Source organism: uncultured Psychroserpens sp. (assembly GCF_947503375.1).
Taxonomy (GTDB): domain Bacteria; phylum Bacteroidota; class Bacteroidia; order Flavobacteriales; family Flavobacteriaceae; genus Psychroserpens.
The window spans coordinates 262,733-284,433 of the sequence record NZ_CANNDQ010000001.1; the positions used below are offsets into that span (position 1 = coordinate 262,733).

Genomic DNA, 21,701 nt, shown 5'->3' on the forward strand with positions numbered 1-21,701 from the left:
TATACATTAATTTAATACAGATTAACTATGAAACCACTTTTACCTAGTACACAACTTTTCAGTTGCTGTGAATTAGAAATGCACTATAAACGAGCACTTTTTAAAACCATGATCCATATTAGAGGCTCAAAAGAAGCTAATCACAGATTTAGACAGTTTATCGACCTTAATAAGATCAATCATAAAGAATTCTTTTGGGTCATGTGCTTAACCAATGCAAATCGAGTGACGGTTATCTCAGAAATTGGCTCTGGAAGTACTAAAGGTGTTCACATGAACACCAAAGAAGTTTTTCAAAATGCCATTCTAAGCAATTCAGCAGCCATCATTATCGCCCATAACCATCCATCAGGAATTCTTAAACCTTCTGAAACGGATAAAAATTATACGCAGAAGTTAATTCCACTATGTGAGGTTTTAGATATTACCTTATTAGATCATTTGATCTTGACACAGGAGGATTACTATTCATTTTCTGATAATCACATCCTCTAGCATACACTTCCCTTTTACACACTCTTAATCTCTTTTCTTCTATATGCCAAAAACTCCAATAACTTATTATGGAGGCAAGATCAATATGGTATCAGCCATACTGCCATTGATTCCAGAACATCGTGTTTATACAGAAGCCTTTTTTGGAGGTGGCGCGATCTTTTTTGCTAAGTCCCCTTCTGAAGCAGAAGTTATTAGCGATACCAATAATATGGTGGTTAATTTCTATGAGGTTGTTATTACTGACTTTGACAATCTTAAAAGAAAAATTGAAGCCACTTTGTTCTCTCGAGCTACCTATTCTGTTGCTGTTGCAATTTATCGAATGCCTCACTTGTTTTCAAAATTGCAACAAGCTTGGGCATTCTATGTGGGCACTAATATGGGGTTTTCATGTCAGATTGGGTCTTGGGGTTATGACAAATACTCTAAGCGCGTCAAGGCGTTTCGAAACAAGAAGCTTCAATTTAATGAAGATGTCTTTAAACGTTTAGAGAATGTCCAGATAGAAAGTGTGGATGCCTGTAAAGTAATTAAGAGTAGGGATACAGTAGATGCTTTCCATTATGTAGATCCGCCATATATTGATTCAAATCAAGGACATTATGATGGATACACAGAAACCGATTATAAAAGGCTTCTAGATACTCTTGCAAATATTAAGGGTAAGTTTCTTTTAAGCTCCTATCCATCTGAAATTTTGGAAGAATACACCAAACAAAACGGTTGGTACACCAAGACTTTTGATAAACCCCTATCAGCTCGAAAGGCAACTTCTGGTGTCACTAGAGGCCGTAAGATAGAAGTACTCACCGCAAACTACTCGCTAGAGCGAGATTAAGCTAATTAATATTAATCAGTAATCAAATCGATTACATAAAAACTAAATACGTATGAAAAAAGTAATTGACAAGACAGTCAACCTAGATCTGGTTGGTGTTAATGGAAATGCTTATGCCATTATGGGAGTCTTTCAAAAGAAAGCCGAAGAAGAAGGCTGGAGTACTTCAGAAATTGAAATGGTATTTGCCGAAGCTAAAAGTGGTGATTATGACCATCTGCTGGCAACAATTCTAAATCATTGTGAAATGATTCCAGAAAATGAAAGTATTGACCCAAAAGAAGTTTGGAACATCTTACAGCGCCTGGGACATCACGCACATTATCTAGCTACAAAACCTGTAGCATTTTGGGATGAGTATGATCGAAGTAATTATCGCTCGCTCAGAATCAAAGCTGGAAAAGAAAAACTTTAAACATTTTAAAATTCAATAATTATGAAAACAAACAAAGAACAATTAATGAAATACTTTGCTACGGTTTTACGTAACCGAGCACTGGGAAAAGAAACAGATTCTCTGATGAGTAAAAACCTTGCGTTTTACTTTTCAAGAAAGGAACTTATCGAAATTTTAAAGAAGAAATTTAATGGAACCATTCCTAAAGAACATAACCTTGTGGAATTAGAAAACAAAGAACTTCTAGAACTTATAGGAGATGAACTATTTATCATTTCCTATGTCACTGAAAAATGGAGCAAGGAGATTTCTGAAAAGAAACCTTCTACGCGTTCAAGTGTAACTCAAAAACCTAAACCCAATGACAAAAAAGATTTGAAGACAAGCTAATTTAGAGAAAGCTATCGATCATGCACTTTGGCTTAACTTTAAACATAGAGTAGATGGAAAGATCTTTGGTGTTATTCAAAGCATAGAAGGTGATTACTTGATTAGCGATGTCAATCATCCATCTTTAAAAGGAGAAGACTTTGAGGTTTTACCTAGAGATTATTCCAATATGACCTTTAAACATATTGGTCATATTGGTATGGACATCAGTCCACTCTCACATTGGGAGAGTATTGAAGGTATGTTCACTACAACTCACGGAGAGGTATTAAGATTTATCTTATCTCATAAAATTCCACTTGAGATGTTTATTCGTTATGAACTGGCCTGTCGTGGTCATGATGAAAATCATAAATGGGTGGGGTTTGAAAAAGCTGAAAAGATTTGGCTTAAATAATTGAATACAATTCTTAAAACTCATAACATTAGTTGTGAGTTTTTATCTATTATTTTAGGTAATAAGTTTTTAATAAAAAAGTTTTTAAATGGATTAAAGAATAAAGCTTTATGTTATTTTTGATTATGCATATCAGCTATACATAATAGCTTAAACTACGAACTATTATTTAAAAATAAATGACAGATAACTTAACTTTCTCTGGACACGACACATTTCATTGCAGATTATTTTGGTTAAAAAAAGGCTATGATTATCTATCTAATGAAGATAAATTTAAAGACGATTCTGGAATAGAATTAGGAGTAGGTAGAAATATGGTTAATTCCATACGATTTTGGTTAAAATCATTTGGTGTTGTCAAAAATGGGAATAATATAAACCCTTTGTTTAAAAAACTACTTGATAATAATGGATGGGATCCATATTTAGAGAATGAAGCAACTCTAAATCTTCTCCATTATGAATTATGTGCAAACGAGCATTCTTCTATTTACAATCTAATTTTTAGAGAGTTGAGAAAGATAAAACCTGAATTCACAAAACAACATTTTGTGAATTTTGTTAAAGATTTAGATGCTTCACAAAATAAAGGTATTTTGGAAAAAGACTTCTCAGTTTTTCTAAGAACTTACAGTTCTAAAGGAGATAAAAGTAAAGAGGATAATTACAGTGGATTAATGACTGAATTATCCTTAATCAAAGTTGTTGGTGAAGATCAAAAAAAAGCAAAACGATACAGGATTGAGAACAATAATCAAGACAATATTCCTGTTGAGATTTTACTTTACTGTATAATAAGTAACAATAATTATAATAATTCAATTAGTTTCAAGAGTTTATATTCTGATAAGAAAGGAATCGGAAACATCTTTTGTTTTGATCAAGACAAATTAGAAAATAAGCTTTTTGACATTGCAGAAAAATTTGAATTTGTGACATATAATAGTGAAGCAGGTATTAAAGAACTTCAATTTAAAAGTAAACCTTCTGCTTTAGAAATATTGAAATTGTATTATGAAGAATAAGATGTCTCAATCGATTAATATAATTAGAGATGATAATCGAAAATTCGATTATTATGTAACACCTAATGCAAAAAAAACAGCAAATGAAATTTTCGAAAATTTTAATCGAGGTATACACTCGTTTAACTTAATAGGTTCTTTTGGAACTGGAAAATCTTCGTTTCTATGGGCATTAGAAAAATCTTTAAAAGACAACCGAGACTACTTTAATACTGCCTTTAATGGCAAAACAGAATTTGTTAAACTAGTAGGTGATTATCAGTCGCTAAAATCGGCTTTAAATGAGGAATTTAATATCACTGAAGACTTTTCTAGTAACCAAAAACTATTTGATGCAATTTTTCAGAGGTATGAAAAATTAACTAAGAAAAAAGGTCTATTAATAATTACTATTGATGAATTTGGTAAGTTTCTTGAATTTGCAGCTAAAAACAATCCTGAAGACGAGGTTTATTTCATTCAAAAATTAGCAGAATTTGTTAATTCTCCTGATAGAAACATCATTCTTTTAACATCACTGCATCAAAGTATAGAGTCTTACGGTTATGCTTTAAATAAAAAAGAAATTCAAGAATGGCGAAAAATTAAAGGAAGGTTCAAAGACTTAACCTTTAATGAACCTATTGAACAACTATTATTTTTAGCGACATCATATCTTTCAAAAAGAGAAAACAGAAAAGAGAGCACTTCTAATAACAGTAAATTAATAGCTGAATTTAATCTATTCAATATAAAAAGTGATTACTTAGAGAAAATAGAAAATCAATTGTCTCCTTTAAGTGCGATAAGTGGTTATACATTAGCTATAGCCTTGCAAAGATATGGGCAAAACGAAAGGTCTTTATTTACTTTTCTAAACTCTATTAAGTTCTCTGAAATAGAGCATTTGGATTCAGGTTTCGAAATAGCGGAAATTTACGATTACTTATTTGAAGAGTTCTATAACTTCATAATAAGTAAATCTAATCCTGATTATTCAAATTGGTCTGCAATTAAAGACGCGATAGAAAGAGCTGAAATAATTCCTGATATTGATGTAAAGCTTTCAGATAAATTAATAAAATCATTAGGAATTCTGTCTATTTTCTCAAGAAAAGGATCTAGAATTAATGACAAATTCTTTAATAATTATTTCAAAGAAAGTTATTCTGAAAATCAAATTTCAGAAGTAATCAGATTGTTGAAAAATCATCAAATAATAAGGTTTAGTAACTTTGATTCTTCATATAAGTTAGCCGAAGGTACAGACCTTGATATTGATAAGGCTATTATGGAAGCCGAGAATCAAATAGATGACTCAATAGATGTTTTATCAAAATTAAACTCTCATTTCGACTTCCCAATTATCACCGCTAAATCAATAACATATAAACTAGGGACACCACGTTTATTTGAGTTCCAACTCACAAATATTTTATCTAGTGAAAAACCACTTAATGAAATTGATGGTTTTATTAATCTTATTTTTAATGAAAAGAAAATTGCAGCAAAAGAGGTATTAGAGTTTTCTAAAAACAAGCCTACTTTATATGGTATATTTTTAAATACGTCAGGGATTTTTGAAACTTTATTTGAAATAGAAAAAACAAATAAGGTCTTAAAAAATGTTCAAAATGAGAATGACAGAGTAGCTATAAAAGAGTTAAAATCTATTATTAATAGCCAGGAAAAATTACTCAATCATTATGTAATGGACAGCTTATATTCTAATAGAGTTACCTGGTATGCTAATGGTAAAGAATTAAAAATTAGAGATAAGAAAGAGTTCAATAAAGCTTTATCATCTCTTTGTGCAGACATCTATAATCAAACACCTAGAATTCAAAACGAATTAATTAATAGACATAAAGTGTCAGGTTCAATTGCTCATGCTAGAAAGAATTTTTGGAAAGCTTTAGTAAACCATTATCAAAAACAAGACTTAGGTTTTGATAACACAAAATGGCCTGCTGAAAAAACGATCTATTACACGTTATTAAAACAAACAGGAGTACACACAAAATCAGATGGTTATTACACTTTTACAAGACCAAATACAAGAGATTTCATTCAATTATGGGATATTAGTAATTCGTTTTTAGATGAGGCTAAATCTTCAAGAAAAAGCCTATTAGATTTCATTAACTTATTGAGTTCAGCCCCTATAAAATTAAAGCAAGGTGTTATAGATTTTTGGATACCAACATTTTTATTTATCAAAAGAGGTGATTTTGCCCTTTATGGAGACAATGGTTTTATTCCATATTTAGATGAAAACATTCTTTATATGATGACTCGTAATCCAAAAGAATATTCAATCAAAAGCTTTGAATTAAATAAGCTAAGACTTAATCTCTTTAATAAATACAGAGATTTTCTTCGTCAAGATAATCGTTCAACTTTAGATACAGATTCTTTCATAGAAAGTATAAGACCTGTTTTAATTTTTTACAGAGATTTGGAGGAGTATAGTAAGAATACTAAAACAATCTCTCCTGAAGCTGTAAAATTAAGAGAGGCCATAAGCAAAGCTAAAGATCCTGAAAAAACTTTTTTCGAAGACTTTCCTAGCTCATTAGGTTATACCTTGAAAGAATTATCCTCAAGCAATAAGGTTTTTGAAAATTACATCATTGATTTTCAAAATAAAATTCAAGAAATAAAAGGCTCTTTTGAAGATTTACTTAACCGTTTTGAGTTATTTATCTGTAATGAAATTGTAGGCAAAAAAGTTGATTTTAAAACATATAAATCAATTCTGCAAAAACGTTTTGAATCTATTAAGGAACACGAAGCACTAACTAAACACAAAATATTTTTATTAAGAGTACAATCTCAATTAGATGACAGAAATAGCTATCTAATGTCTATTTGTCAAGCATTAATAGGAAAACCATTAAATCAAATTAAGGATTCTGATGAAAAGCAACTAATGGAAAAAATGGCATCTATAGTTAAAGAATTAGACAACCTTGTTGATTTAAATAAAGTAAAAGTTGATGAAGGAGAACTTTTAATAAAGTTCGAATTGACTACTAAAAATGATGGAGGCAAAGAACAAATCGTTAGAATCCCAAAAAATAAGCGAGAAGAATTAGATAAGAAAGTGGAAGACATTTCGTCTCAATTAGATAAAAACGAGAGCTTAAAAATACCTATATTAGTATCTCTTTTAAAGAAAGCGTTAGAGAAACAATGAATAAACCAAGACATATACTAGGTATATCAGGAGGAAAAGATAGTGCAGCCTTGGCTATTTACCTCAACGATAAATATCCGTCGATGAATTTTGAGTATTATTTCTGTGATACAGGAAAAGAATTAGACGAAACCTATGAGTTAATTGATAATCTCGAGAATTATTTAGGCAAAAAAGTATTAAGGTTAGAAAATGAGGAATTGAAAAGCTCTAATGACGCTCCTTTTGACTACTATTTTAAGTCCTTTAGAGGTTATTTACCCTCTCCTCAGGCTCGTTGGTGTACTGCTCTTATGAAATTAAAGCCATTTGAAAAATTCGTTAATGGTCAACCAACTATTTCTTATGTAGGAATACGAGGCGATGAGGAGCGTGAGGGGTATATTTCGAGAGCGAATAATATTCAATCTATCTTCCCTTTTAGAAAAAATATTTGGAGTAATGATGTATTGACAAAAATTTTCAATCCTAAAAATCAAGAACAAGTACTTTCTTTGTTCAATGCATATCATAAAGGAACTAATTTTAATAAAGTTTTAGAGATACTTAATGAGCCTATAACATTTGATAGAAACTATAAGTCTGAAACTGCAAAAGCAATTAATCATAAACTAAACGCCTCGTTAGATTTAGGGGTTCCTGAATTTAATAGAACTATTTTTGATTTCTTAAAAACCACAGAATATCCTTTGGCTAATCAAATTGACTTTGAACTACTTGACAATGAAGATGTTTTAGTAAGGGATGATATATTTAAAATCCTTAGGGATACAGGAATTGGAGTCCCAAAGTATTATGAAAAAATTGAGTTTGAAGTAGATGGACAAAAAGGAGAATATGCACGGAGCCGATCGGGTTGTTTCTTTTGTTTTTTCCAACAAAAAATTGAGTGGATTTGGCTATATGAACAACACCCTGAGCTCTATAAAGAAGCTATGACATATGAAAATGAAGATGAAATGTTTACTTGGGTGCCTAATGAATCTCTTGAGGAACTAATTCACCCTGAAAGAATCCAAGATATTAAATTGGGACATATAAAACGTTCTAATAAAGAAAAATCAAAATCGTCACCTTATCTTTTAGATATTCTTGAAGATACTGAACGGGATGGCTGTAATACTTGTTTTTTATAAAAATGAAGATAAGTGATCTAATTAATTCTATTAAAGAGTTTTTCCTAGATTTTCTGGGTTATTTCGCCCCAGGTTTTTTCTATTAATTCTATTAGATACTACCTTAAATGATGAGTTAAAGATTCCCGCTTCGTCCTTTTTGAATGGAGAAAGTAAATATGTTGTTTTTGCTTTTCTAGCATATATTATAGAAGACACTAAAATTAATAGTTGTAGACTTGCTTTTTGTGATGAACTCTAATAGTATTTTAATTTGTAAACTGAATATTTTATGTATTTTGAACATGTAATTAAAATACCAACTAAGCTAGAAACCGAAAAAGAGTTAAAAACTATATCAGTTAATTCAATTTATTTGATATATTTGATTGCATATTTTCTCCCTATATAATTAACAAAGAGTGATTACGCATTAACTATAATTGTTTTAGCGTGATTAAGCTGTTTTTTAAATTAACATCATCCCATATTGAATACTCAAATAGATTCTTAAAGTGATGGTTATAATTCTTGTCTTATAAAATATGATTATTAGAGTAACCAACTGGAAAATTTCTACTTTATTGAAAAGGTGGGATAAAATTAATGAGCAACCTGAATACCAAAGAGGCTTGGTTTGGTCTAATGAAAAATCAGCTCTTTTAATAGACTCCATATTAAGAGGAATTGATATCCCAAAAATTTATCTAAGAATAATAAAAAACAAAATTCATGAATATGAAGTTGCTGATGGACAACAAAGATTAAACGCTATTTACGAATTTTATGATAATAATTTTAAACTCATTGATAAATCAATTAAGGGATTAAGTGTCGGAAAAATTGGAAACTCTCACATAGGAGGAAAAAGATTCGATACTCTTCCAATAGATATGAGAGAAAAATTTTTAAATTATGAGGTTACTATTTCATTAATTGAAAGTTGCAGTGAAAATGAAGTTCGTACACTTTTCGGTAGATTACAAGAAGGTGTTACATTAAATCCGGCAGAAAAAAGGCATGCAATAATAAGCACAGTTGGAAAACATATTGAAAGTATAGTCCTTAACCACAAATTCTTTTCTGGCACTAAAATATCAAAAAAAAGATATAAGCATAGTGATTATTTAGCTCATGTTTTTGCTCTCATATTTTATACTAATTCAGAGGATTTAAAAGCTGGTTTGCTTGAGAGAATGTATCTGAATCAAGCAATAATTGTAGATCAAAATCAGTTAAGAAAAATAGATTACATTTTAGATTTATTATATGACATTGACACTTTCGGTGGTAAAAGAATAGTAAATAAATACTCATTTATAGACATTTTTTGGTTTCTATATAAGAATATCAATAATAAGACTCTAAACGTTGAAAAATTTAAATCAGGATTTGATGATTTTGAAAGAGAGAGATTATTTTATAAAAATGATTTAGAAACTTTGTTAGAGTTAAATACAGATTATTACAAAAATTTATACGATTACATTTTGGCTTTTGACAGATCTGGAGCTTTAAAAGACAATATTGAAACCCGAAGCAATGTATTCAAAAAAACATTTTCAAAACACATAAACTAGTATATGGTATTTTCTGATGATAAATTTCCTGAAGAACTTTTAGAAAACTTTCAAAACAATAGAGGGGCCTTTTTCGTTGGTGCAGGCATGTCTATTGAAGCTGGTTTACCTAGTTGGGGACAATTGATAACTAATCTAATTGATTTAGCAGAAAACAAAGCTTGGATATCAAAAGATCGAATATCTGAATATCGAAAATTACAGAAAGAAGGAAATCAGTTTTTACTTTTAGCTGAAGAATTAAAAGTAGAACTTGGGGATGATTTTTATGAATACATTGAGAATACTTTTGGAAATCCAAAAATCAATCCAACAAATACTATGATTTCTATTTTAGAAATTAAATCAAGTATGATAATTACTTCTAATTATGATATGTTAATTGAAAATGCATACATAAAGTTAAATGGAAGTATGCCATCAACATTCAAGTATAGTCAAAGTAGGGAGATAGCTAACAACTACTGGAAAGAAAAATTCTTTATTCTCAAAGTTCATGGTGACGCTAAAAGTGATGTAAATGGAATCATTCTCTCACAAAAAGACTACAGGAAAACTCTTTATAGAGAAATCGGTTATAAAAGTATTTTGCAATCAATTTTTTCTACAAAATCAATTTTCTTTGTTGGAACTTCAATGACTGACCCTGAATTTAATTTGCTATTAGACTATCTACACGAATCTTATCATGGTGGTGGTCCATCTCACTTCTTGCTAATTGAAGAAAGTAGTACGATGCCTGTTTTGCAAAAAAGATTTTCAGAAGATTTTAATATCAAAACAATAACTTATAAGAATGACTCAGGTAAACATTCTGAAATAAACGATTATATGATCGAACTTAATAAAAGAATTAATGCATAATAATATTCAGAATGAATTTTTTATTGATTGCAGGGCAACCTAACACAGGAAAAGTGAAACTATTTATAGACTAGTTAACAAAATAGCTTCTTTAGGGTCATTTACTTTAATTAATGGACGTATTCCTCCATCATTTGATGATCTCACTGCGCTTCTTAATGGCACTGATAAAACTGGCAAAGCTGTAAAGATTTTATTTCATTCTGCAACTGATGATATGAATTGTATTAATAGGCTCAAAAAACATATAAACACTCACAAACCAAACATTGTAATTACTAGTATTAGAGATATTGGATGGGAAAGATCTGAAGTTTTAAAAATAGTTAGCAACAATTATTTTTTTGAAATCCCTCTAGCTAAAATTACAAGGAGGAACAACCATAATCGTAGAGGTTTTTCTACACTTTGGTGATAAAGATTTATTAGATAATATAGTTAAGTTTATTATTGAAAAAACTCCTTTTAATTTATAAATGAAGGTAGAGTTGTATTAGTTTATTTGCTTATATTAATCTTTTTTATAAAAATAAGCATTCCCTTTCTTAACATATTTAAGCTTTCCTGCTTGTCTTAAATGCATTAAATCACAAGATGAAACTTTAAGTGCTTTCATTGCTTCTTTACTACTTAAATATTTTGTTTTATCTATTTCCATAAGTAATCTTTATTCCCCTAAACTATCTAATAAATCTTTATCACCAAAGTTTAGAATAAACTCGGTATAATAACTATCAAAAATATCTTGAAGATATTCAGAAATATCCACATCTTCATCTTTATTTTCAGTGGTTTTTTTCAGCAATGAAAACTTTCTGTTCTTGGTAATCGTGTATAAAAACAATGTATGAAAATATACTGAAGATATATACTTTTTCTCCTTAGCTTCTTTTTGTTGACTATTAATATGCTTAGAATTAGATTTAAATCTTATTAACACATTACTATCCATATTAATAAAAATCTTATCCAGTTGATCTCCACTAGTTAATGGATACATAACCATGTTTGCATCCATTTCTTGAGGTAGTGAAGAATTAGCTTCATCCCAGAACAAAAACCCTTCTTTCTTTTCTTTATAAACTAATTGAAATTCTGGAAGTCCAGGATTTTTATAGTCATCTTCTTGCTTTGGCATTTTCTCTTTTTTCTTTTTAGGCTCAGCTATTCGCACCAATATTATTTGCTCAAAGGAAGGTCCACTTCCATTTAAAGAAACTTTAATCTCCACTTCATCTCCTACTGAGATGTTTTTACCATTACCATTCAAATCGATTCTTATCGTACCATTATTTGGACTACTTTTCTGAACATTTAAAACTTCACTGATTTCAGTCTTTGACCCTTTTTGATCTCCACCCTCATTGTCATTAGTTTTATAACTAACAAGAGCTATTTCAAGCTCACCAGGCTCATCAGTTCTATGAAAGTAATTATCCTCAACATCAGTCTCAAATTGTATTTGATTTTCACCATTAATAGGAAGACTTACAGCATTTTTTCCGTTTTTCCCTTTTAAATTGAAAAAACTTGGGAAGCGTTGAGATGAAAATGATTTTTCCACTTTTTTAGGTCTATTATGTGATTTATCTTTCCCTCTTTTTTGTTTATCTTGTTTGAAGTCTAATTTAAATGTCTGACTCAAGAGCCTCATTAAATCAGGTGCCATAGCAATATCTTTGCTAAAAGATTTTAATAATTCATTTGTACTACCTGATTCAAATGAAAGTGAATTTCTTCTTTCTTGATTAAGTTCAAATAATACACTCCCTTTTTTTCCTAATTGCTTAGCTAAAAAAGCTCTCAGGGCTTTGGTCTCTTTTCCTCCCTTTAATCGATCTCTTGAGGCCATGAAGAGTTCTTTTCTAAAATCATAATCTAAATGAGTACAGTCGACATGAAGTAATAAATGGTTTTTGAGTAAATTCAATTTTAAAGAATTACTAATAAACTCAGTTGTATAATGTCCATGTACTTGGCCATTCATCGAAAATAATACAGACATATTATTTTTGAAATAACGATCTCTAATGTGTTTTTTTGATTCAGAGATAGTGTAGTTTTTTACTTTGTTCACAAAAACGTATCCTGTTACTTTTAACTTGGTATTGAAGAATAGTTCATCTTCGTATTCTTCATAAAACGTTTTATGTAAATAATCAGTTCCTTCTTTTTCTAGCCTTCTTTTAAGTCCGAATAGATCGGTTTCTAGAACTTTATTATTTGGATAACGCTCTTTTGTATCCTTTGTTAGAATTGGCAAAGCTGGTTCAAATAAAAATTCCGTAAGATGTTGATTTAATTCTTGAGCAAAACCATATCGTTTACCAAACTGATAAGAATATAGCTTAATAATAGTCCCAGTTTTAAACATTCTATTATGGAGCCTTAAATCAAGCTCTTCTATGGAAAATGAAGGGATTATTCCATCTATAGTCAAATATTCATACCATGTATTCTTTTTAGTCAACTTTTCTTCTTTAGAAAGTGGATGCTGCCTGACTAAAGTGAATCCGAAATCACCTTTTCCATTATATCTTTTTGAAGCAATTAATTGATATCCATTTTTGCCACAAAAGACTATTGCTCCACTACCTCCCATATTATATTTCCCTTGAACAAATGGAATTTCATTTTTATTACCACTTACTAGAGAAAGAAAAGTAGTTTCAAAATTTTCTGGTGGTTGTCCTTCCCCATTATCATATATAATAACCGCAGTATCGCTTGTAGGTCCATCAGCTATAATCTGAATTTCCTCAGCTTGTTTTCGTCTATTAGATTGAATATCCCAATAATTATTTGGGTAAAATTTATTAATCGCTTCATCCATTGATTGAGGCGCTTCAGATGATTTAGGGTCTATTTGAGATAAATAACATCTCTTCATTAAAGTAGCATCAATTGAGTTTGTTATTTTTTCTATTAATGCAGCTATAGGTGAAGATTGTTGGTTTTCAATAATTCCATAGTTATTTGGATTGTCACCTAATGGTTTCCAGTTATCAGAACTAAAGAATGTTGGCTCTTCATTTATTATTTCTAATACATCCTTTTCTGTTGGAGCATTATATAGCTTAAAGAATAGTTTTTTCATGGCAGGTGTTAATGAGTAAAATTAATGAAGCTATGGAGGTTTCCTTTACTGGAAACCGTAAATTAATCTTAATAGGGAGAATAAGTAAATATACTAATATGATAGTTACAACCAAACCTTATACTTAAAAACTAAAATTTAAAAACAAACTATCACCGATAAATATATCAAACTGCAAAAGTCTTTAACGTCGACGTTAAAGACTTTTGCAGTTTGAATCTATTTTGTTATTTCCCCAACATCAACAACTCATTAACTACAACTTCAGTAATGTATCTTTTCTGTCCATCCTTATCATCATAGCTTCTTGAAGTTAACTTCCCTTCTATAGCAATTTCTTTTCCTTTTGTAACATATTGCTCAATAATCTCGGCTGTCTTATTCCAAGCAACTAGATTATGCCATTGAACATTCTCTACTTTCTCTCCCGTAGCGTCTTTATAAGTATCATTTGTAGCTAATGAAAACTTCGCCAATTTCTTTCCTGATTCTAATGTAACAATTTCTGGATCTTGTCCTAATCTTCCAATTAATTGCACTTTATTTCTTAATGTATTCATGATATTCAGTTTTTGTGAGCATAGGGTTGTACCCCATAAACTCGATTATTTTTTGTTTGTTTTTTGGAGTAGGTTTTGAGTCACCTCCTTCCCATTTATGTATTGTGGATTCGTAAACCTCTAACTCAAGTGATACTTCAAAGGCTGTGTAGCCATTATCAATTCTGTACTGTTTTAAGTAGTCCCCTAAAGTCCTAGGATTAACTGGATAGCCTTTAGGTAGTGGAGCTGAAGCTTCCATTTCTATGTCACAAATGGTCAACACTGTTGTGCCACTGTGTATCTGTTACTTTTTCACCTTGAGCATTTTTATAACTTTCATTAGTAGCTATTGAAAACTTAGCTAATGTTTTTCCTGATTCTAAATTGATGATTTCTGGATCATTTCCTAAGTTACCAATCAACTGTACTTTGTTTCTAAGCGTGTTCATAATTTTAAATTTTAATGTTAAACAGTTAATACTATCGAGTTCTTATGTTTCGACACTGCAAATATGAGTCAGCTTTCAAAGATTAGTCGGTAGTTACCTACTTAAATTCGTTTGTAAATGTTTGTTGTCGTTTGTAAATGACTTAAATTCCCCTTAGTAAGGGAACTACATACTTATTAAATCTGTTTGAATTAACCCATAAAATAGCTACTGTTATCAAAAACAGTAGCTATTATTAGCTTACAATTATTCTTTTAAGGTATTAATCAATAAAACTTATTCTACAAAGTCTACAGGTACCTTATTAATTGAAATAAGCTCTCCATCATATACTTTATAGTTATTTTCTTTAATTTCTTTTTTCTGAAGGTCTGTGAGATATTCATCTACATCTTCATAGCTATGTAAGCTAAATTGCAATTTAGCAGTATATTTTTTATTGTATTCAAAATTGACGCCTCCATAATCACCTGTAATAGAATTCCAATGATTTGGCAAATAACTATAGGTTTCAAAATAGACAACCTCATTTGGGTGAATTACAAGTATTGACTTAGAAATTTCAGCACTTTTACTTTTCCAAGAATCTGATTTATTTTTATATCCTATATTATCATAAAATTCTTTTACAATACTATCTTGGTAGGTCTTTTGATGGTAAAATAATACATCTGCATTTGCAGATGTATTAGAATAATTTGGAGAATTCCCGTCTTCATCTGTAAATACTAAATTATTGAGCCCTAATGACATAAAATCGCTTGGAAAATAATTTTTAGTTTCATTACTAAAAACTAACATATAAACTTGATTGCTTTTATTCTCAAGTTTGAACTTTAATTTATTGTTAGCTAAATCTTGATATTGCTTCTTTTTAATGGTTATTCGCCTATGTATGGTGTCTTTTGGAATATAAGAAACTAATGATTCGTTTAAAATTGACAATTCTATACCTTGCTTTCTATCACAAGAGAAACATAGTGTCACTATAACAATAATTATTTTATAATATTTCATTTAATTACGATTTTTATTTAATACTTTAACTCATTAAGGATGCTCTTCAAAAAATCAATTCTCTGTTGATTATTGGACGTATTAATATATTCCATAATATTATTCTTATGAAAATTATATCTAATTATTCCTGCCTCTGTTCTATCACCACCTAAGCCCCATGCATAATTATATGATTGAACTTCTAGGACATCTTCAAGTATGCTATGCTTGTGATTAGGCTTCCAAAAATCAAACAATTCTCTCAATTCCATTACAAAACCCGATTTCTCTTGAAAGGCATGGAATGACTCATGAAATAATGTGCCTGCCAGCCCTTTAAAACCTCTATTAAAAGCATCACCTCCTAGTTGTATAAAGTGTTTGTCGCTGTAATAATTTTGATCTCCAAAAGGGTCTACGTAAATTCTTGGTGATTTTCCATGAAACTCATACATATGTTTTAATTCGGGAATTTTATTGATCATATCCATTGCTGATGCTTCACTAGCACCAACTAACCCTGAATAGGTATAGTTATATCCTGCTTTCTTTAACATTGCCTCAATTGGAGTCAGTTCTTGTTCAATTCCTATATTACTGGAGCCAGAATCTCCACCACCAAAAAATGCAGTAGGTATATTTGTACTTGGACCAGCCATTGGATCATTAGACAAGCCTTCATAATTACTATATTCAACTGGAGCTACCTTACCACCTCCAAATATTTTTTGGAAAAACTTTTTAACACCTCTTCCAATGTTTCTAAAAAAGTTACTCACATCTCTAACGGCGCTTTGGAAATTTCTGCCTACCCAGTTTCTAAAGCCTCTAAAATCTAAGTCTTTTAAAAAGGCATAGGCGCTAGCTAAAGCTGCTCCAATCCCAACTTGTGCGCCAGAGCTTAATCCTCCAGGGTCTTCGGTTGTTTCTCCGCTTGGGTCTACATACATTAGTGGATTATTTAATACATATCCATAACGGTTATAGTTTTGTGTATTGCTAACGTCTTGAATAAAATGATCTGGAGACAAAAAGCGTTTTAGCTTTGGATCGTACAAACGACCATTCATATGTATTAGACCTACGCCTTGCAAATGCTCATGACCAGTATATCCTCTATCTAAAAGAGTTAATTTATCTAGTGCAATATCATTTCCATCAGTTAACTTAACAATATTCCCCCAAGCGTCAAAATGACGCTTCTCTTTAGCATCTCCATTTTCATCTGTGATAAGTAAGATACTACCTAAATAATCACGGTGTAGATATAAATACTGTTGATCAGTTCCACTACCATCTTGTTCAGAACGCCATATTGCAGGTGCTGTATAACCATCACCTCCTATATAAGTTACAAAAGTAGTTTTTCCTAGATTATCATCATAACTAATTTCCATACTCCCATCAAAAGAATAGTGTTTTCGATTGTTTCGGTTTGATAAATTCGATTCTGTATCGCCATAAAACATATTAGATCTGCCCATAAATGCATTGTAATGAAATGAAATTTTCTCTTTCCCTTCCTCATTAATCTCAAAAGGTTTTTTAAATGCATTATACTTAATCTGCTCTAGCGTATTTTGTTGATAATATAGATCTCCTTGATTATTTAATTCAATATTGTCTACTTGATACGACGTCCCAGAATAGTTGTAATCTCCAACACCATTATTGAATGTTATTCTGCCGTAATCATCATAAGTATTGCTATTATTTCCATTATTATCATTAAATGTAACCAAGCGATCTAGGCTGTCATAACCAAATGTTTCAGACCAAGAGAACATGCTATTAGTTCTGCTATTCAATGTACCTCTTTGAACGTCAAAATCTGTAGTTAATTGCATGGCGACCTGTAATGTAGACCCTGTATCTTTTGAGGTGAGTTTATGAGTTAAATATCCGTAAGCATCATAGCTATTACTTTGAATAATACTATGTCCTAATTCAGCTGATGTCAATTGTCCTCTTGCATTTGCTCCTGTAACATTCCAAATATTATTATTAGTTGAGAAATCTTTTATGGTTTTCAATACACCATTTTGGTATTCATGCTTTACCTTTTTTGTGCTAGATTTTCCATTTACATGCAATCTAGCATAATTTTCTTCCGTATTTACTCTTCCAAAAGAATCATAAGTGTACTTTTTCTCAAACTTAGCAAACTCACTAGATTCAACCATCTGGGTTAATCTAATATCACTATCATAGGTATAGCTATATTCTGTTGCAGCACCATAATTTGGACTTGTAACAGAAATAGATGTTAATGATTTATGAGTTGGATGGTATCCGTAATTTATAGTCATGTCTGTAAGATCTCCAGAGATGTTTTTAGTAAGCAACTGACCTGTAGTTGAATACGTATAATCTGTTGTGCCTTTAGGAGAAATTTCAGTTATAAGTTCTCCAAAACCATTGTAGGTATACTTATAGGTTCCAGCTGATGGATCTATCAATTTGGTCTTACGTCCCCATCCATCTTGTTCAACAGAAACTACAACACCGTCATAATTTGAGTTTTTAATATTCCCATTCCCATAGAAGGTATAATTTATTGTGCCTCCAGGATCGGTAACTGATGTGGTATTACCTATACCATCTCTTAGACTAGTAACGGTTTTAACGCCATCATTAACTGTAGTAGACAATCCGTTATATGTAATATTGATAATTCTCCCTGTATACAATGAATGTGTTACTGGTCTACTGTATAAATCGTAGGTAGTTTCATTCCATTGTGAAGGACTACTACTTCCTGAATATGGTTCACTCTTCTTATATAAACGACCTATGGCATCATACTCATAGCTAATATTTGTCCATTGACCTAAAACATTTTTCTCTTTAACTTTAGATATTCGCATTAATGGATCGTATATAACTTCTGATTCACTACCATCTTCACCTTGATTTAAAACACTATAAAAATGATTTGAATCTTCAGTATAAGATGTTTCGTATCGCTTTCCTAAATAATCAATAGATTTAATAGGTCTGTTCCAAGCATCGTATTCATAAATTGTTTGTTGACTAAAAGGGTTGGTAATTGAAGTCAAGTTACCATTTGTCGTATTATATTCATAATTGGTCTCTAAATCTTGAATATCAATTGATTTAGTTAAAAATCGTCCAGAAATATCATACTCAAACTCTATCTCTCTAGGAGATTCACCATTAGGTATGATTGTTTTTTTAGTAACATTTCCAAACGTGTCATGCTGGAAGTTCTCAATGTCAAATGGTGTACCATTTCCTTTTAACTTCTTTTGGGTTAACAAGTAACCTGTATAGATATATTGTTGTTCACTAGTGAACGTTTCTCCTCCTATGATTGAGGTGGCCACTCTAGTGGATGGTCTACCTATGTAATAAGTAGACCCTGTATTATTGCTATAGGTCATACTTTCAAAGCTACTTCCTCCTAAATAACTCGTTGTAATTGTTGTTGGATTATTATAAGAATCATATTGATACATTGCATTACTATACGAGCCATCTATATTGTTTTGTGTTAGACTAGAGTTCATCCATAGTTTAAACATCTTATTACTTGATAATGATGAACTATATTGGTTAGTCGTTTTGGTAATATAACCAGATGATGGGACATAAAATGTAACGTAATTTGCTAATGTATATTGATTTGTAACAGCTCCTCTTAAACTTACATCATGTTTTGAAACAGTAAATATTCTATCAGAATTACTTGTATGCCAGTTACTTCGGGCGACACCTTTAAACCCTAAAAAACCTAAACCATCTGTATTATATACTGCTCCATAATAAACATATAACTTTTTAGTGGGCGTTAAATTAAATCCGGCTGTAGAACTTGAACGTTCAATCATACTTACCACCCTAAAACCTGGCGCAATATTTAAATCTATGTATGGATATATTTCCTCCGATACTGTTTGATACACTTGCATATAGCTACTATTCATAGCTGAAGGATCTAGATTTTTATATTCAATATCGTGTTTTATACCATTATTGTTTACTGATCGCAATAAAACATCTTCTCTATGGTCTTGTGTAAACGAAAAGTTCGTAACCCATTTATTGCTTATTGATGCAAAATCTAAATTTTTGTTAGGCTGGTCAGATGTTAAATATACAGGAATAGGGAAATGCTTCAGGTTGCCTGTCTTTGTTGCTGTTCCACCGTAAGTAAATTTTATTTGACCTGGAGATGAATTATCGACCATTCCTTTATTATTATAAATTTTTATAACCTGTGTTCCATTGGTACTAAAGTTATATGTAGTTGTATTATACTCAACAATATCTGTTCTACCATCGCCATTAATATCCAACGGAATCAAATTATAACCTGAAAGCACTCCATTATTTCCATTCCAATTGGTCTTTACGTATTTAAATGGCTGAGTTCTAGTTTGAATTGCAAAAGCTGTTCCTGTTGATAAAAATGTTCTAAAGCTATAACTTCCATTAGTTGTAGGATCTAAAAAATCTGTTTTGCCATCTCCATTATAATCTCCTAAATAAAGTGGGTCATTCAAATTAATACCAGAATCATTTTTTTGCCACAACAAACTAATTGTATTGTTACTGTTTAATCCATATACATATAATTTCCCAGCAGCTACATGTAAAAGGTCGGTCTTACCATCTCCATTAAAATCGCCTGCATGTAATTTATCATTCTGACCGACTTGTAGCTGTAAAGAACCAGCAAGGTTTGAAAAGCCACTAGTAATGTTTCTATCTAAATTAATAAAGTACACATTTTTGTAATTAACTGTAGTAGAATTATGAGTGTAACGTCTTCCTACTGCTAATACATCTGTTAATCCATCTCCATCAAAATCACCAGAGATGTAATCATGAGGTTTTTTAATAGATGTTGTAATCATAGGTGAATTCCACGTTTTGGTGTAATTATAGCTTATTGGAGCACCAGATGAAGGAGGTGCTTTGGAGTAAACCTTTAACTGCACTTGATTCCCGGTACTATTCTGTACTACGGTTAAACCTTGACCTGATAACACTTTATTTTGATAACTTAACGCTGTTGTTGGAAAAATAGCTTCAAATGTACCTGAATTAACTAACCAAGGATAATTGGTTCCACTACTTTGAATATCTTTAAATACCCAAAACTTATTCTTCGTATTTGGATACACTAAAAAGTCCATCTTTCCATTTCCTGTCAAATCTAAAGAAACTGTTTTTGCATTTCTTTGTTCTATATTAATAAGACCTAGATCAGTTGTTAATCCATTATAATTAACAGAAGAACTTGTTGTATCGTAATCAAAGCTTATAGAAGAATGAGATGCAGTTGCATCTCCACTGTATTCTGTTGCAGAGGTCAATCTATCATATCCAAGTGGTGTAGTATTATGTGTAAATGCATATTTTCTATAGCGTACACCTTCACTATACACTTCAATATTTTTTAAGAGATTTCTTCTTTCAAATGACACATTATTAATATAGGATTGCTCCCACCTTTCTCTACCTGAAGTGGTGTAATTAAATTGAATTTCATTAATTGGAGTATTAGCATTCATACTACCATATTTGATCTTAAATATGGATAATGAGTTATTACTCTTTAAGTATTGATAGCTTATTCTTACACCTTGAGGGTTTTCCCAGTAAGCTATAGCGTAACTCACATGTGTTATCTTATCAAAATTACCGCCATATTTAGCTTTTGAACCATCAGGAAAATGAACCATAAAATACGAAGGTCCATAATTAGACCCAAAATAAGATGTGCCATGGGATGTGATCTTAAGATTAGAAAAATCTTCTGTTTCATATTGAGCTCCATTTCCGCCATACGTTCCACTTTTAAGTACTAGACGTTGCCCATCTAAGGCAAATCTATCCATATTATCATAATCTATGCCATCAATTTCTCCATCGTGAAAATTGGTAGAAGGAATTCTTGATATTACAGATACTCCACTAACATTCCAACCATAACCAGCTAGACCATTACCGCTTTGACTATCATATGATACTGAAACCTCAGGAATAACACCATTAATTCCTGGAGGTACCGCAATAGGAATATTATACTTTGCTCCTCCAGTTAACGAGACAGAAAGTTCTCCTAAAGTTTCTCCTACACCTGCACCAGTAGATCTCACACTCATACTGCTTGAGGTAGATTTTGTCGCTTTAACTCCGGTTATTTCGAGATTTCCACTTTCCTCTTCTAAAACATTCAATTGCTCATAAGTGAACGTATCTCCAATATTAGGGATGGTTTTTTTTCCTTGAGCATTTGTATTGCTTATGTAAATAAATAAGCAAATCAATACTATATATATACTATTTTTCATTGGTTC

The 21,701-nt window shown here is 30.9% G+C and carries 16 protein-coding genes and 1 pseudogene; 10 read left to right on the top strand and 7 right to left on the bottom strand.

Annotated elements, in window-relative coordinates; translation table 11 throughout:
* Positions 1-27 precede the first annotated feature (27 nt).
* The 10 genes from Q0876_RS01095 to Q0876_RS01140 all read left to right on the top strand — a co-directional run bounded on the left by Q0876_RS01095 (position 28) and on the right by Q0876_RS01140 (position 10,285).
* A complete protein-coding gene (locus Q0876_RS01095; RefSeq protein ID WP_299223168.1) occupies positions 28-495 on the top strand; it encodes a JAB domain-containing protein in 468 nt (155 codons plus the stop codon).
* Between the two features lie 43 nt (positions 496-538).
* Positions 539-1,336, top strand: coding sequence for a DNA adenine methylase (locus Q0876_RS01100; protein WP_299223169.1), 798 nt, complete (start codon positions 539-541; stop codon positions 1,334-1,336).
* Positions 1,337-1,388: 52 nt separating this feature from the next.
* Positions 1,389-1,751, top strand: a complete 363-nt coding sequence (locus tag Q0876_RS01105) for a hypothetical protein (RefSeq protein ID WP_299223171.1) — start codon at positions 1,389-1,391, stop codon at positions 1,749-1,751.
* 21 nt (positions 1,752-1,772) lie between these two features.
* Positions 1,773-2,123, top strand: a complete 351-nt coding sequence (locus Q0876_RS01110) for a hypothetical protein (RefSeq protein ID WP_299223173.1) — start codon at positions 1,773-1,775, stop codon at positions 2,121-2,123.
* A gap of 97 nt (positions 2,124-2,220) precedes the next feature.
* On the top strand, positions 2,221-2,520 hold the full coding sequence (locus Q0876_RS01115; protein ID WP_299223174.1) for a hypothetical protein: 300 nt from the start codon (positions 2,221-2,223) through the stop codon (positions 2,518-2,520).
* Positions 2,521-2,699: 179 nt separating this feature from the next.
* A complete protein-coding gene (locus tag Q0876_RS01120) occupies positions 2,700-3,548 on the top strand; it encodes a DUF4007 family protein (protein ID WP_299223176.1) in 849 nt (282 codons plus the stop codon).
* A complete protein-coding gene (locus Q0876_RS01125) occupies positions 3,538-6,726 on the top strand; it encodes a hypothetical protein (protein WP_299223178.1) in 3,189 nt (1,062 codons plus the stop codon). Before Q0876_RS01120 ends, Q0876_RS01125 begins: the two co-directional genes overlap by 11 nt.
* Positions 6,723-7,862: a phosphoadenosine phosphosulfate reductase family protein gene (locus Q0876_RS01130; protein WP_299223180.1), complete on the top strand. Its 1,140-nt coding sequence runs from the start codon at positions 6,723-6,725 to the stop codon at positions 7,860-7,862. The genes Q0876_RS01125 and Q0876_RS01130 overlap by 4 nt, the downstream gene beginning before the upstream one ends.
* A gap of 524 nt (positions 7,863-8,386) precedes the next feature.
* Positions 8,387-9,421 carry a DUF262 domain-containing protein gene (locus Q0876_RS01135; protein ID WP_299223182.1) on the top strand — a complete coding sequence of 345 codons (1,035 nt, stop codon included), beginning with the start codon at positions 8,387-8,389 and terminating at the stop codon, positions 9,419-9,421.
* Positions 9,422-9,424: 3 nt separating this feature from the next.
* Positions 9,425-10,285 carry an SIR2 family protein gene (locus Q0876_RS01140; RefSeq protein WP_299223184.1) on the top strand — a complete coding sequence of 287 codons (861 nt, stop codon included), beginning with the start codon at positions 9,425-9,427 and terminating at the stop codon, positions 10,283-10,285.
* A 511-nt stretch (positions 10,286-10,796) separates the two neighbouring features.
* Here the strand turns inward: Q0876_RS01140 and Q0876_RS01145 are convergent.
* From Q0876_RS01145 to Q0876_RS01175, 7 genes and pseudogenes are all read right to left on the bottom strand, one after another.
* Complete coding sequence (locus Q0876_RS01145) at positions 10,797-10,943, bottom strand: hypothetical protein (RefSeq protein ID WP_299223185.1); 147 nt, start codon at positions 10,941-10,943, stop codon at positions 10,797-10,799.
* Positions 10,944-10,952: 9 nt separating this feature from the next.
* Positions 10,953-13,382 carry a hypothetical protein gene (locus Q0876_RS01150; protein ID WP_299223186.1) on the bottom strand — a complete coding sequence of 810 codons (2,430 nt, stop codon included), beginning with the start codon at positions 13,380-13,382 and terminating at the stop codon, positions 10,953-10,955.
* 227 nt (positions 13,383-13,609) lie between these two features.
* Positions 13,610-13,942 carry a single-stranded DNA-binding protein gene (locus Q0876_RS01155; protein ID WP_299223188.1) on the bottom strand — a complete coding sequence of 111 codons (333 nt, stop codon included), beginning with the start codon at positions 13,940-13,942 and terminating at the stop codon, positions 13,610-13,612.
* Positions 13,923-14,207 carry a helix-turn-helix transcriptional regulator gene (locus Q0876_RS01160; RefSeq protein WP_299223190.1) on the bottom strand — a complete coding sequence of 95 codons (285 nt, stop codon included), beginning with the start codon at positions 14,205-14,207 and terminating at the stop codon, positions 13,923-13,925. Before Q0876_RS01160 ends, Q0876_RS01155 begins: the two co-directional genes overlap by 20 nt.
* 1 nt (position 14,208) lies before the next feature.
* Positions 14,209-14,373, bottom strand: a pseudogene (locus Q0876_RS01165) (single-stranded DNA-binding protein); the annotation flags it as partial.
* Positions 14,374-14,649: 276 nt separating this feature from the next.
* Entirely contained in the window at positions 14,650-15,390 is a 741-nt protein-coding gene (locus Q0876_RS01170) for a hypothetical protein (RefSeq protein WP_299223192.1), read from the bottom strand.
* A gap of 17 nt (positions 15,391-15,407) precedes the next feature.
* A complete protein-coding gene (locus Q0876_RS01175; RefSeq protein WP_299223194.1) occupies positions 15,408-21,695 on the bottom strand; it encodes an RHS repeat-associated core domain-containing protein in 6,288 nt (2,095 codons plus the stop codon).
* Positions 21,696-21,701: the final 6 nt, after the last annotated feature.